Here is a 13,920-nt window from a genome sequence, read left to right as displayed (position 1 = left end):
TTTGATTCTACATCAACTTTTTTGACAACTATATATCACTTTTTTTGTAACTTGTTTGTTACCCAAACCTTAAGATTCCAGTGTATAATATGATTATAGAAAGGAGAATATTGTATGTGGAAAAAATCGATAAAATTCATAGTACTACTTCTATGCTTAACTATTTTTACAATGGCTTGCTCTAAAAAAGAAAGTCTTCCGACTGCTTTAAGTCTAGAGCAATCGATCAAAGAAATCATCATATCAAAAGGTGCTAGCTACGATTTTTTGACTGATACAGCCTATATGGAACATATGGATAAACTTGGGGCTGAACTTACAAATGACCATAAATCTCCTCATTATGCAATTGGAAATCTTGATGAAGATAGCATACCAGAGCTTGCTGTATTTAAAGAGAGAGATCCTAAAGACATGAATGATGAAGGAAGTCTGGAAATTTACAAATTTAACGGAGAAAAATATACTTCTATAGATAAAATTTCAATGAACTATGACAATACCAACTATCAAATTGCAATTGGTAAAATATCTGAAGAACAAAATGGATTGCTTTTAAATAATCAGGTAGGTGCTCACTCTGGATTAACTTATGGTTTTATTCTAAAGGATGGCAAACTTAAAAGCATATTTAATGAAAATAAGATTTCACTACTATCTATATATACTGACAATGAAATTAAAGATATAAACGATGATGGAATCTTAGAATTTAGTATTTATATAACGGATCCAGAAACTAAAGATTCTACTGTTTCTAGCTCTGACAAGATGACTCTCTGGTATAGATGGGATGGTAAAGATTCTGCCACTCTACTGGAAGTTGAGAGAAAAGATTATTCTAAAGACGAGTCAGACAAAGAAATATTTAATGAAGCAAAGGACTTGATAGAAAATAATTTCCCTGAAGCATTAAAATATATGGAGGAACATAAAGATGAATTATCAAAATATGATAATACTGAGCTTTTAATGAAATATATGAAAATATTAGATGAGATGTCTTTTGATGAAGGTGTTGAAATCGAAAACTTATTTATAAAATACCAGAATAATGAAAACTTCGATTATCTATTTAAAAAATATGGTTTATCTATTGAAAAATTAAATAGCTTAGAATACTTAACTCGTGAAAAGGTACTAAAGGATGAAGAAGAATTGAAGAAACATCTAATCGATCATATCATCCTTGGATATAAGTTAGATACTTCGGAAGGTATTTATTATTATTTAATAGATAATCAAAAGTTCGTAGATACTTTTGGTCAAAATATTACTAACGAATATAATGATTATCTCAAAATATTAGCTCTAGATACTAATGAACCTTTTATGAATGATGGAAGTCTTATGATATCTATGGATAAATTAGCCGAAAGGATATTATTAGTTGAAAGCTTTAAAATGGTTTATCCATATTCAAATCTACTACCAAAGGTTGATGAATTATATAAATGGTACATCTACACTTATTTTTACGGAGATAACCATACTCCTAACTTTAATGAAAATACTTTTATAATGAAAGAAGAAGTTCTTAAAGAATTTGAAAATGCCATAGGAAAATATGAATATACTAATTTTGCAGATATAATAAGAGAATTTATGGAAAACTTAAAACAAAATAATAATATAATTAATGATGAAATCAGAGTAAAACTTGATGAAAGATTAAACTAATCACAAAAATCTCCCCTCATAATATTATATATTACGTAATATTATAAATAGGGGGGATTTATTTGTTAACAAGAAAAGAATTTATTCAGATTTCACTTGAGACAAATTTATTTTTTCAAAGAATTATGAAAGAGCATCTATTTTTTATACAAACTAGTCTTCCATCAATCAATGAATCTGAAATTGATGAGGCTAATATACTTAAAAAATCCTTTGAAGCACTATTAGCTGAAACCGTCATATTTGGTAATTGTGCAGTAAGAAATGAAGTTTTACAATCAAATGAAATTGTGACACCTTTTACTCTAAGAGCAGAGCAAATATCATCTAAATTAACTGGTGCTTCTCTAAACATGGAAATTACTGAAGCTGAATACGATTTAAGATCAGATCCAAACTTTAATTATACAGAATGGTTAGAAGAAAAAATTTGCAACATAAACATGAGATCAATAAATTTATTAGAGGAAGTCATTAATCTTAAGAAAAAATTGCTTAAATCTCAGTTAGAATGTAAAATATTTACAACCCTCTATCCTCTTCTAATAGAACATATTCTTCGAGAGGCTGAGTTGTATATGGAAACATTAAAGTCTCTACAGAATAGAAAACTACCTGATAGAACTAAATGTGATGATTTAAACTTTTGGAATCAAATAATGGAAGAACATGCAGAGTTTATTGATGGACTACTTGATCCTACAGAAGAAGAATTAAAGGAAACTGCGGAAGAATTAGCAGAAACCTTTGAAAAGATATTAGAAGAAAAGTGTAATAAAAACAACGAAAAGGAGATATTAAATAAAAGCCTAAAAGCCACAGAAAATATAAGGGCTTTTAAAAAAGCTGGTACTGAAGGCTTGTTAGCATGTAAAATCAGGTCCATCATCATACCTCTCTTAGGAGATCATGTTCTAAGAGAAGCAAACCACTATTTAAGAATATTAAAAGAAATGAAAAACTGATGGCTATCCATCAGTTTTTTATTTATATATAATCTAATATAAGCTATAATAACTATAATAAGATATAGGAGTAGATAAAATGAGAAATTTTAAGATGTACTTACAATTCGACGGTAGTAGATATGCTGGATGGCAGAGATTAGGTGATGATGATAATACTATACAAGGTAAGCTAGAAACTTTACTGAGAAAAATGACTTCTGAAGAAGTAAATGTAATAGGCTGTTCAAGAACTGATAAGGGAGTCCATGCTAAAGCATTAGTTTGCAACTTTTTCACTAATTCTGATATGACAATAGATGATATAGAGAAATATATTAACCGCTATTTACCTGATGATATTGTAGTTTATAATCTATCGGAAGAAGATGAAAGATTCCATTCTAGATATAATGCAAAATCTAAATTATATAGATATACTATAGATAACAATAAATACCAAGATGTATTTACTAGAAAATTCACTTCTCATGTCCCTGAAAAACTAAATATAGATTTAATGCAAAAAGCTGCTAATGAGTTAGTTGGAACTTTTGATTTTGCTGCCTTTACTACTATGAAATCAAAAAAGAAAAGCTCTTTAAGGACTATAATGAATATCAATATATCAAAGGAAAACACCTATATTTATATGGATTTTGAAGGTGATGGATTTCTTCATAATATGATTAGAATAATTACAGGAACTTTAGTTAGGGTAGGAAAAGAAGAAATTAGCCCCAAGGATGTAAAGTCTATACTTGAGGCTGGAGATCGTAGTATTGCGGGTCCTATGATTGAGGCTAAGGGTTTATGCTTGATTGAGGTTAGGTATTAGATTTTAGAAATTAAAACAACTCCTAACATGATTAAAATATTATAGATAACTAATATTATTGAAATCGTAATTAAAGGCTTTTTTCCTTTATAATATAACAATCCATAAGTATAACCATATATAAGTCCATATATAATGTTTATTAAAATGTTAAAAGAATATAATAATATTCCAGAACTGAAGTAGTGCTGTGAATTAATCAATGCCATTATAATAGAAACAATAAGAATATGCTTGAGATAAATAGCTTTTTCTTTTGAAAGAGCTTTTATTATATTAAGAGGCAAAATATAGAGTAAAAATATTTCACCAGTTCCAATCAATATAATGAAAATTAGGTTTAAGAATGCTAATATCCCCTTATCAACATATATTCTGCTAAATACATCTATAGAATTCATTATAATTGATGTAATTGTTAAAATGGTCATAATAAATAAAACTATGACACAATATTTAAAGGTGGAGATGGAATTAAAATAATTATTTATCCTTATTATTAACTTTTCAATAATATTAATATCTGTTTTTTCCTCAGTATATTTATCTAAAATATAAAACTTATCTGAAGACTTCTCTGTTAAATTTGATGTAGACTTCTTCTTTTTATATAATGTATATAAAAGCACAAATACAATTATAGCTATAATTGCCACAAAAATATAGTATTGTATTAAGAGTTCCTTTCCATCTGGTACTCTACTAATATATGGCTTAGCTCTTTTAGCTTCTGTAGTAGATTTGACAAAAATCATACCATCATAAGTGTCCCTTACTACTATTTTATTTATAGGATTTACATTATGCCATTTCCCAAAATAAGTTGCACCAATGTTATTTACATGGACTTTTGATGATAAAAAATTCAATAATATCTTATCTTTTTCAGCATTTTTAAAATCTAAAAAACTAGTTGGAATACCTGTATTATTCATTTCATCACCATATGATCCAATCGGTGATGAACTTATATAAAAATTAGCTAGGCCACTACCTACTTTTGTACCATAAAATGTAGTTGGCATTGCTACAAAATTTCCTTGATAAAAGTCAAAGCCCAGAGAATAGTAATCTTCATTATATAGAATCTTTAGGTTTTTACCCATATTTTTAATCTCAAAATAGCTATTAGCAATATGCCCATTATGAGCCCATAGCATGATTTTAGCATTACCATAATATTTATTCTCATAATCTAAAATCCATTTTACATTCTCAGCCATATAATAATCTCTAGTTTCAAATCTTGACCCATTAGATACAAAATCAATCCATTGGTCTATAGCTGCCATATGTTGAAGTATCAAATCATATTCTTCCACTGAGCTATTATTAATATAAACATCTTTATTTTTTATAAGGTCATTATGTATTTTCTCTATTTTAAGATTAAATTTCTTTAAACTATCTTTATTTGGACGATAATAAACCTTACTTGAATCTTTTAAGTTTGCTCTATATTGAGTAATATTGCTAGCTCCTAATTTCTCTAAATAATCTAAAACATAGTTTACACTATTATCAATTGATTGCATATCAAATCCATAGAATCTTATCTTATTTTCATTATTTTTATTTTCATTATACTCCTTCATCCATTCAATCATATCTGCTACTTCCTGAGTATTCCAAGTCCAAAACTTCATAGCATCTAAACAAGTCTGTATGCTTCCTTTGCCACTGAGAATGTAATCATTAACAATTTGAGCTCCACCAAATTCAGCCTCTATACCAAACACCCTATATTCCATTTCCTCTACTAAGAATTTAAACATCCTATGTTTCATCTGAAAGAACTCACTTGTTCCATGGGTAGCTTCCCCCATGCCTATAATCTTCTTATCCTTAAGAATTTCCTTCAATGGCATGAGGTCTTCAAAACCATTCCTAGGTTCCGTAGTCTTTAGCGGAATTAAATTTTCCCTTAGCCTCGTGGTTAACTCACTTTCTGCATCAGCTTTTATCTCTATAAAGCTTGTAAAAATAATTATAACGACTATTAATACTATTAGTGCCTTTTTATTCATTATTATCCCCCCTATTTTCCTTCCCCATTATGTGTCTATCTCTTTTTCTATGATACCTCATATCCAAATTATGGTAAAGTCTATATTTGAATATATGATCAATCAATATCAATTTGAAGAATTGTCAGCACCGAATACTCGAATAAATTTGAGTTATCTAAAAAAGCTACTGAAATTAAAAAATTATTCAAACATCAATCACGCAGCATATGTAACATCTTAAGATAAATTATAAAAAATGCCAAAGGATAGTAAAAATAATCCTTTGGCAATGTAATTTTACTTTGAAATTTCTTTTTTTATAATAAAAAGAAATACTATTATAGCAATTGTAGCAATAGAAAATAGCTTTATTTTACTTATATAGTTTCCCCTACCCATTCCAAATAAATATAAATTCTTGGTAAATCTTCCCTTTGAGAACATTTCGAAGAAATAATAGAGAAAAGGGACTAAAATACCAATAGATATTTCCTTAGTCATATATCCTAATATCATACCAATAACTCCCAAGTACAATGCTGTTGTATAAGAGCCAAATAAAATATTAGTTATATGAAAGTCTAATCCAGCAATTTTCAATGGAAGAAAGACAATACTTAATACTAAAGATAATTGTATGGAAGTAATAACAATCCTATATAAAATAATTCTCCAGTAAGGATATACCTTTGAATAGACCATTTCCGATACTCCATATTCATCTTCAATCAATGCAGTCCTAACAAACATTGCTATACCAATAGGAGATATAAGCTGTTCTCCAATAAAAATTATACTATCCTCTAATAAGTCATTTTTATTTATCATTAAATAAATAGCTCCTATATATACCAAAGCTAAAGCCATGGTATTAAAGGAAATTATCTTTATATTACTATAAAATATCTTTTTCTCTAATCTTAAATCCATTACTCATCTCCCCTCGCTTTCTATCCCATAGCTTTATAGCCAAGAATAATAGCACTAAAGAGAATATAGTAAATAAGATTCTATTTAAGCTTATTCCCTTGACAAAAGGTTGAAACTCCGAATGAGGGATAATTGTATTAAACCTTATAAAATATTTTGTAGGCTGAATCCCCTGAGGCAACAAATTCTTCATGCTATAGAGCCAATAAAAAAACTGGGCTATGATTGATACTATTCCATTATTAAACACAAGCTGAATTACATAGCTTAGGGAAGTCACAAACATAATAGTAGGTATAATCCACACTATAGAATATTTAAAGAATCCTCCATAGGAAATAGTATCTCCTGTTAATTTTGAAAAACCATGAAATAGCCAAGTTACATGACCTGTTACTAAGAACAATATTAAAATTGTTATAGTTATATCCCCTAGATATTTTCCCAGTACATATTTATATGAAGGCACACTAGTAGTATATATAAGCTCATTACAATTATATCTCTTATCTTTGGTAAGAGTAAAAGCCGTTACAAATACGGTAAAAAAACTTATTGCAATTCCTATATAGTCTGCAAAGAGTCTTCCATAGGCATTAGTAATCCTATCTTCTTTAAGTATAGCATTATAAATTTCAAGCTCTTCATCATAATATCTACTACGAATAATAGATGAGAAATTATTTTCATTGCTATATACAGTATTTCCACCTAAAGCTTTGTCCACTCTATATATAAACTCATAATATTCATCAATAGTTTGAAAACTTATATCTTCCATTTCTTTTATTGCTTCTTCTAAAAATTTTCTTTGTTCTTCATTTATTTTTTCATAGAGCATATTTATTTCCTTAATCCTCAGAGTATCACCTGAGTTATAATCAGCCTTCATAGTATTATAAGCATACTCAATATGATCTTCTAATGTAACTCCCCTTATAGTTTCATCAACAGTATTATATTTAAATCTAGGAGGCATAGGTTTTATGCCATCTCTCTTTATATCTCCTATAAATTGAGTGTAATAGAATAGAAATATAGCTACTATTAAAATCAATACACTTAGACTTTTAGTTTGTTCCTTTATTTGCTTCAAAAAGATTTTTCTAAGCATTTTTTTCTATACCCCCTTTATAAGCTTCATATATGCATCTTCTAAAGTTGGCGAAATATTATTAGCATTTACAGACGGTCTCTCCTTTGATAATATCCTTAAAGAAATCTTATCCTCATCTACTATAGATGAAATAACATTGTACTTGTCCATATACTGTTCAGATTCACCAAAACTTACATTTAAATTCCACACATATCCGTCCGCTTCTTTTATTACATCTTTTACTGTTCCATTATAGATGAGTTTTCCTTTATTTAGAATCGAAAGACTTTTGCAGCTTAATTGAATATCTTCAACAATATGAGTTGATAATAATACAGTTTTTGTCTTTCCAAAGTCAGAAAGCATATTTCTGACCCTTATTCTTTCTTCTGGGTCAAGGCCTGCCGTAGGCTCATCTACAATTAATACTTCTGGCCCTCCTATCATTGCTACGGCTATTCCTAATCTTCTCTTCATTCCTCCTGAAAGAGTCTTTGTCTTAGCTTTATATATATCTTGAAGATGTACGATTTCTAGTCTATCTAATATCTCCCTTTTATTTAACTTTATATTAGAAAGGGAAGCAAAATAATCTAAAACTTCATATACTGTAAAATTTGGATAAAAGGAAAACTCCTGAGGAAGATACCCTATTATCTTTCTTATTTCCTCTTTATTATCCACTTTTATATTATCATAATAAATTTCTCCTGATGTCTTAGGTAATAATGTTGACAAAATTCTAATAAAAGTTGTCTTCCCTGCTCCATTAGGCCCTAAAAGTCCGTGGATTCCCTCATCAAAGGTAAGATTTATTCTATCTAATATCTTGTAAGCTCCATAGTATTTTTCTAACTCTTTAATTTGAATTTTCATAATAAATCCTCCTCTTAGCCTCACTAAAACTCAAATAATCATAAATTTCCGCACCTATTAAAAATGCTGATATACATATAATTAGCCACTCCATACTAACTCCTAATATAAAATATAATATCAAGCTTAAGAAAGATAAACCTCCAAATATTGATAATGATAATTTTATTTCTATCATCCTTAGAAATTTCTTGTTTTCTTTTATCTTATCTAGCTGATATCTATCATATTCCTGTACTCTCACTCTTCTCCATACTTCATTTAGATATTCTCTATTGTTCTCGTCAGGTCTCATAAAATTTACCTCCATCAACTTTATTTTTCAGCATATAGAGCCTTTAATTTTTTTCTTGCTCTAAAAATATTTATTTTCACCTTAGATAAGCTTATATCTAATACTTCTGAGATCTCCTTATAAGACATCTGCTGAAATGCATATAAATAAAGTATGCTCTTCTGACTTTCATCTAATTTGTTAAAGTTATCCATGAATCTATGTTCTTTTTCTTTGTTTAATATAATTTCTTCAGGAGAAATAGTGGAGGCAATATTATAATCAGTATAAATATTTTTATTATTATCTCTAATATAGTCTACAGATTTATTGTGTATAATAGAAAATAAATAAGATTTCAATGTACTATAATCTCTTAATCTTTCTCTATATACATAAAAGATAGCAAAACTATCTTGAACAACATCCTCTGCTGCATAATAATCTTTAAGTATACTTAATGCGAAATTTACAGCTTCTTTTCTATGTTTAAGAACAAATTCTTCAAAGGCATTTTCATCACCACTCTTTAATAGCTGTAACCGTTCATCCACTCTTTCACCTCCATCTCATTTATATAACTAGCCATAACTTTATTCCTTTTCTCTTTTCAAGCATGTATATATTAAAAGTATAACACCTAAAAATATAAATATAAGTCTAGAATAAATGAAATGATTGGGTAAATTAAATGGTATGACTTGGCTCTTTCTTCCTATAAGTTCTGCAAAGGTAGATATATCAAAGAAATGTTGTCCAAATATATCTAACCATAGTGGGAGAATACTTCTTGTATTTATGCTTCCTAATAAAAATACTATTGGAATCAAGCCATATAATAGTTTTGAGCTCGTTTTTCCCAAAACCATACTAACTCCTAATAAAAATATAAAAGTAGGAATAAAAAACCATATAATATATTTTCCAAAGTTGATAAATTGGCTATAATTAAATAATACTTTATAATATATAAAACTCATGACAATCGGAACTAATGCTGTCAATATAAAAGTAATCACTAATCCAGCAATTTTCAGTATATAATATTTACTCTGAGATATAGGAGCGGAAAATAATATCTTTCTAGCCCTTAATTCTTTTTCATTAAAAATACTTGTCATGATAAATATCATTATGCTCATTACTAAAGGTGAAATTAGTTGAATAAAAAGTGTATATGTCCATTCAGAAAATGGAGCTGTTCCATAGTATCCACTTATTACTAACCTTGTTAGTGAATCATAAGTAAACGCCATCAATATAAGAATCATATATAAATACTTTTTTGATATGATCGTTGTTTTAATCTCGTATTTTAATAAATTAATATTATTCAAATTCCATCGCCTCCTTAGAAAGATTCATTTCTTTAAGAAACTCTTCATAGGTTAAATCCTTATACAAATAATTTTTATATACCTTTGCTAGTCCCTTTAAAAATTCTTTTTCTCCTAAGACTTCTTCTCCATTTAACAATTTAATAGGCATTAGATAATATAATTCACTCTGAAGCTTTTCCATCTCTAAGGATCTTCTATATTTTTCATTTATTTTATCTAACATTTCACTATTATTTAAATAGTAATAGTTATTCAATTCTCTCACACGACTCTCCCATCTGCTCAGAAATAGATTTGATTCCATATCTTCAAATTCACTTTGTATATATTTATAGGACATATATTGTGCAAGCCCTTCTGATGACCATGGACTATCCTCTACTACCTTAACCCCTGTACCCCACCATTGATGTGCTATTTCATGAGCTATTGTATTTATATCACTCATAAAAACATCTATATCCATACCTCTATACTGAGTATTATCATCACCAATTACTGAATACATAACTTTATCACGATTTAACATATTTTCAGAAATAGTTATAACATTTTCTGATGAATGACCACCTCGCTTATATAGAGCAACTTCTGCAATTTTTAGTGGATATATATCCGAATAATAATCTCCTATATTTTCAATATAATACTTCATCATATTTTTTATATATTCTTCTATTTTCATATTCTGCACATATTCTTCATGTCTAGGGGAATAGTAAAATTCAATTTTCATATTTTCAAAGTTGATTAGTTGTCTTTCATATCTCCCTGCAAATGCTCCAATGTCTGCCGTATGAGAATTATATTCAAATATCCACTTCTTTAATTGACCTTCTATCTCCGTATCTATAAGTCTTCCTGGGACTACCATTGTTAAATACTCCGGTGCAGAATAATATCCACTAATCTTTATAGAATCTCCTTCTTTAACTAAAGGTCTGAAAATCCAATTAGAATTCTCTAGTAAATAAATACTATCTTGAGAAATATATCCCGGCATACCTCTACCTACTCCATTTTTATCTGTTTTTACCTTCCCACCGTAGGAAATCATGATTTTTATTTCTTCTATATTTGGTATAGGTACTTCAACTTTACCTTTATTCTCGCTACATTCTATTTCTTTTCCATTAACCTTTATAGAATCTATATTTAGCCCTTCGTTAGTATGAAATGTGATTGAATCAGAACCTTTATTTATGAAATCATATAGAACCCTTCCATACATTTCTCCCTTTTCATTATCAAAAATGATCTCTGGTTTAAGACCAGTTAAAGATATGTTTTCATCAATATTAGTTTCCATATTTCTTATTAATTCCATTGTATAAGGCTCTTTTATATAGGTAAATCCACTTCCCAATACAGCAATTACAACTAATAATATCAATATTTTGCTTTTTATATTGATTAAAAATGATTCTTTTAAATTGAATTCATATCTTCTTTTAAATAGCAATCCTACCCCGAATATTGAAATAGAGATAAATAGCCACAGTAATCTATTATAGATAATGGTTTGCCCTACAGGTTGTATTCCTGCAAAATCTGAAATAATATCTAAATTAGTTTGTACCCATGTAAATAAATAATTATTCGAAGTTAAACTCTTAACAAATAATACTCCTAAAGCTATAAAACTTATATCCAAGCTATCTGTTAAAAGATATAGCCCACTTACTATTAAGGTAGAAAATAAGAGTGATGGAAAAAATATAATCCAATAGTTAAATAGATAATAAAAAATATCAATTGGAATACTAAATACAAATTTTTGTATAACAATAACAGCCATCATTCCAATTATAGTTGCTATAACTTCATAAAAAACTATAGCTAAGATACGAATTATCATTAATCTATGATAATTTATATTAGATTCTATAATTCCCTTACTTCTTTTTTTCTTATCTTTATCTAGCGTTAATACTGTAAACAATCCAAATAGCAATGCACATATTGAGGCTCCAAATCTTACAGCACCAAAGGCAATAGTTGAAGAAGACCTTCTTATATAAAACAAATCAAAATCATTAGACATATTTAAGGAATTTATTCCAGTTGTTACAGCAATACAGGATACCAATATCAAAAACACTATCATTTTTGATTTAAACATTAATTTAATTTCATTCTTAAATAAAGACATATTCTTCCTCCTCCAGCATGCAATATATATAGGCATCTTCTAAAGAAGGAACTACTTTTTCAAAATATGAAGGTAGAGATTTAGATACTACCCTATATCTAGTACCAGTAGGAGTTATAACTGTAGATGTAATCTTAAATTCTCCTTTTAATTCTCTCTCTAAAAAATTCTCTTTGTCAGCACCTGTAATCTCTACAATTCCTACATGATCTATGGCTTTTCTAACTAGTTCACTAGGTTCACCGACAAATAGTATCTTACCTTTATTTATAACTATAATTAGATTACATATGGATTCTACATCTTCAATAATGTGAGTAGATAATACAACTATTTTATCAATGGAGTCTTCAGAAAAAAGATTCCTAAATTTAATTCTTTCTTCAGGATCAAGTCCTACAGTTGGTTCATCAACTATAAGCAATTCAGGATTATTTAACATTGCCTGGGCAATTCCAACTCTCTGTTTTTGTCCTCCTGAAAGAGTCTTTATTTTAAGTTTTCTCTTTTCTTCAAGATTAGTCATTACTAAAACTCTTTTTATTTCCTCTTTCTTATTTCCTTTTATCCCTTTTAGTGAAGCCATATAGTCTAAGTATTCCTCTACTCTTAACTCCTCATATAATCCAAAGTCTTGAGGTAAATATCCTAATCTTTCTTTTAAGTATTTTTCTCTTTTATTGAGAGGAACTCCATCTACTAAAACCTCTCCCTCTGTAGCTATTAGTTGTCCTACTAAAATTTTCATAAGAGTACTTTTTCCCGCTCCATTTGGTCCTACAAGTCCAATCATTGCAGGAGTGTTAATAGTTAAATTAATATTATTTATAGCCCTTACATTTTTATATTTTTTACTAAGATTTTGTATTTTTATTTCCATTTTATCACCCTCCACTAGATATTCGGAAAAAAGAAGGAAAAGTTACAAAAAATAAAAAAAATTAATATCTTTTTTTATTTAAAGATATTAATTTTTTTAAAATTATGCTAAGACCTATATAAATCAAATACTTTCAACACCATATTTTGAATCACGATAAATATCAACCTTTACACCAAACAATCTTACTAGATTATAGTAATCTTCCTTTGTATTTAGATTTATATAAGAATCTCCTACCTTAAAGGTAGTCACATTTCCATATTTTTTTAATATTATCTTGAGAAAATCCACTAATTCCTTTTCTCCCCTTATGGAATTTACCGGAGTTTGGTCTATATATTTAAGAAAACTTTTTTTAAATATAATATTCCCCGTTCCCATAATATTGTTAAATGGTTTAATCGGCTTTTCAATAAAATCTAGTATATTATCATTTTCGTCTATTTCAATTGTATAAGTCTTTTTAACCAAGTTTATATCATCGACTTCTACTATTCCAATCATACAGTTATATTTCTTTTCATAGAACCTTTTGATTGCACTGGAATAATTATTATTAATTATAAACTCATCCCCTAATATAAGAATGAAATCATTATCTTCAACTGCATATTTGGCTGCCTCAAGTGCATTAATTAGTCCTTTTTGCTCTTTTTGAATGCAGTAACTTATTCTTTTACCATTATAATAATTTCCAACCTTAGACATTATATCATGGGACCTATAACCAACAACTATTATTATCTCATTGATTTCATCAATTCTACTAATGTTTTCCACATTATATTCAATAATAGTTTTATCTCTAATTTTTAAAAGACATTTGTTCTCACCATTTGTGACAGAATCAATCCGCTTTCCTTTACCTGCAGCCAATATAACAGCCTTCATGGTT

At 28.2% G+C, this 13,920-nt stretch carries 13 protein-coding genes; 3 read left to right on the top strand and 10 right to left on the bottom strand.

Annotation, left to right across the window (positions count from 1 at the left end):
• Window positions 1-114: 114 nt before the first annotated feature.
• The 3 genes from KQI38_RS17245 (at window position 115) to truA (ending at window position 3,462) form a co-directional block, all read left to right on the top strand.
• The gene (locus KQI38_RS17245; protein WP_094899716.1) at window positions 115-1,680 is read left to right on the top strand and encodes a hypothetical protein; all 1,566 of its coding nucleotides are present in this window, start codon (window positions 115-117) and stop codon (window positions 1,678-1,680) included.
• 62 nt (window positions 1,681-1,742) lie between these two features.
• Window positions 1,743-2,645 carry a DUF2935 domain-containing protein gene (locus tag KQI38_RS17240; RefSeq protein ID WP_216561581.1) on the top strand — a complete coding sequence of 301 codons (903 nt, stop codon included), beginning with the start codon at window positions 1,743-1,745 and terminating at the stop codon, window positions 2,643-2,645.
• Between the two features lie 79 nt (window positions 2,646-2,724).
• Window positions 2,725-3,462, top strand: a complete 738-nt coding sequence (gene truA / locus KQI38_RS17235) for a tRNA pseudouridine(38-40) synthase TruA (RefSeq protein ID WP_216561579.1) — start codon at window positions 2,725-2,727, stop codon at window positions 3,460-3,462.
• On the opposite strand, the gene KQI38_RS17230 is transcribed toward truA, so the two are convergent.
• The 10 genes from KQI38_RS17230 to KQI38_RS17185 form a co-directional block, all read right to left on the bottom strand.
• Complete coding sequence (locus KQI38_RS17230; protein WP_216561577.1) at window positions 3,459-5,489, bottom strand: erythromycin esterase family protein; 2,031 nt, start codon at window positions 5,487-5,489, stop codon at window positions 3,459-3,461. The genes truA and KQI38_RS17230 overlap by 4 nt on opposite strands.
• A 279-nt stretch (window positions 5,490-5,768) precedes the next feature.
• A complete protein-coding gene (locus tag KQI38_RS17225) occupies window positions 5,769-6,401 on the bottom strand; it encodes a hypothetical protein (protein ID WP_216561575.1) in 633 nt (210 codons plus the stop codon).
• Window positions 6,367-7,515, bottom strand: a complete 1,149-nt coding sequence (locus tag KQI38_RS17220) for an ABC transporter permease (RefSeq protein ID WP_216561573.1) — start codon at window positions 7,513-7,515, stop codon at window positions 6,367-6,369. Before KQI38_RS17220 ends, KQI38_RS17225 begins: the two co-directional genes overlap by 35 nt.
• Before the next feature lie 6 nt (window positions 7,516-7,521).
• Window positions 7,522-8,376: an ABC transporter ATP-binding protein gene (locus tag KQI38_RS17215; protein ID WP_216561571.1), complete on the bottom strand. Its 855-nt coding sequence runs from the start codon at window positions 8,374-8,376 to the stop codon at window positions 7,522-7,524.
• Window positions 8,360-8,671 carry a hypothetical protein gene (locus tag KQI38_RS17210; RefSeq protein WP_216561569.1) on the bottom strand — a complete coding sequence of 104 codons (312 nt, stop codon included), beginning with the start codon at window positions 8,669-8,671 and terminating at the stop codon, window positions 8,360-8,362. Before KQI38_RS17210 ends, KQI38_RS17215 begins: the two co-directional genes overlap by 17 nt.
• Before the next feature lie 20 nt (window positions 8,672-8,691).
• Window positions 8,692-9,204: an RNA polymerase sigma factor gene (locus tag KQI38_RS17205; protein WP_216561567.1), complete on the bottom strand. Its 513-nt coding sequence runs from the start codon at window positions 9,202-9,204 to the stop codon at window positions 8,692-8,694.
• Between the two features lie 39 nt (window positions 9,205-9,243).
• On the bottom strand, window positions 9,244-9,987 hold the full coding sequence (locus KQI38_RS17200) for an ABC-2 family transporter permease (RefSeq protein WP_216561565.1): 744 nt from the start codon (window positions 9,985-9,987) through the stop codon (window positions 9,244-9,246).
• Window positions 9,980-12,142 carry a M1 family aminopeptidase gene (locus KQI38_RS17195; protein WP_216561563.1) on the bottom strand — a complete coding sequence of 721 codons (2,163 nt, stop codon included), beginning with the start codon at window positions 12,140-12,142 and terminating at the stop codon, window positions 9,980-9,982. Before KQI38_RS17195 ends, KQI38_RS17200 begins: the two co-directional genes overlap by 8 nt.
• Window positions 12,129-13,022: an ABC transporter ATP-binding protein gene (locus tag KQI38_RS17190; RefSeq protein ID WP_216561561.1), complete on the bottom strand. Its 894-nt coding sequence runs from the start codon at window positions 13,020-13,022 to the stop codon at window positions 12,129-12,131. Before KQI38_RS17190 ends, KQI38_RS17195 begins: the two co-directional genes overlap by 14 nt.
• 123 nt (window positions 13,023-13,145) lie before the next feature.
• The gene (locus KQI38_RS17185) at window positions 13,146-13,916 is read right to left on the bottom strand and encodes a nucleotidyltransferase family protein (RefSeq protein ID WP_216561559.1); all 771 of its coding nucleotides are present in this window, start codon (window positions 13,914-13,916) and stop codon (window positions 13,146-13,148) included.
• Window positions 13,917-13,920 lie beyond the last annotated feature (4 nt).

Source organism: Tissierella carlieri (assembly GCF_018917285.1).
In the GTDB taxonomy this organism is placed as follows: domain Bacteria; phylum Bacillota; class Clostridia; order Tissierellales; family Tissierellaceae; genus Tissierella; species Tissierella carlieri.
The sequence above is the reverse complement of the archived record's forward strand: the minus strand, read 5'-3'. Positions and strand labels throughout refer to the sequence as shown.

Coding starts and splice junctions, on each gene's coding strand:
- KQI38_RS17245 (WP_094899716.1), top strand. CDS start 115: ATGTGGAAAAAATCGATAAAATTCATAGTACTACTTCTATGCTTAACT.
- truA (WP_216561579.1), top strand. CDS start 2,725: ATGAGAAATTTTAAGATGTACTTACAATTCGACGGTAGTAGATATGCT.
- KQI38_RS17230 (WP_216561577.1), bottom strand. CDS start 5,489: ATGAATAAAAAGGCACTAATAGTATTAATAGTCGTTATAATTATTTTT.
- KQI38_RS17225 (WP_216561575.1), bottom strand. CDS start 6,401: ATGGATTTAAGATTAGAGAAAAAGATATTTTATAGTAATATAAAGATA.
- KQI38_RS17220 (WP_216561573.1), bottom strand. CDS start 7,515: ATGCTTAGAAAAATCTTTTTGAAGCAAATAAAGGAACAAACTAAAAGT.
- KQI38_RS17215 (WP_216561571.1), bottom strand. CDS start 8,376: ATGAAAATTCAAATTAAAGAGTTAGAAAAATACTATGGAGCTTACAAG.
- KQI38_RS17210 (WP_216561569.1), bottom strand. CDS start 8,671: ATGAGACCTGACGAGAACAATAGAGAATATCTAAATGAAGTATGGAGA.
- KQI38_RS17195 (WP_216561563.1), bottom strand. CDS start 12,142: ATGTCTTTATTTAAGAATGAAATTAAATTAATGTTTAAATCAAAAATG.
- KQI38_RS17190 (WP_216561561.1), bottom strand. CDS start 13,022: ATGGAAATAAAAATACAAAATCTTAGTAAAAAATATAAAAATGTAAGG.
- KQI38_RS17185 (WP_216561559.1), bottom strand. CDS start 13,916: ATGAAGGCTGTTATATTGGCTGCAGGTAAAGGAAAGCGGATTGATTCT.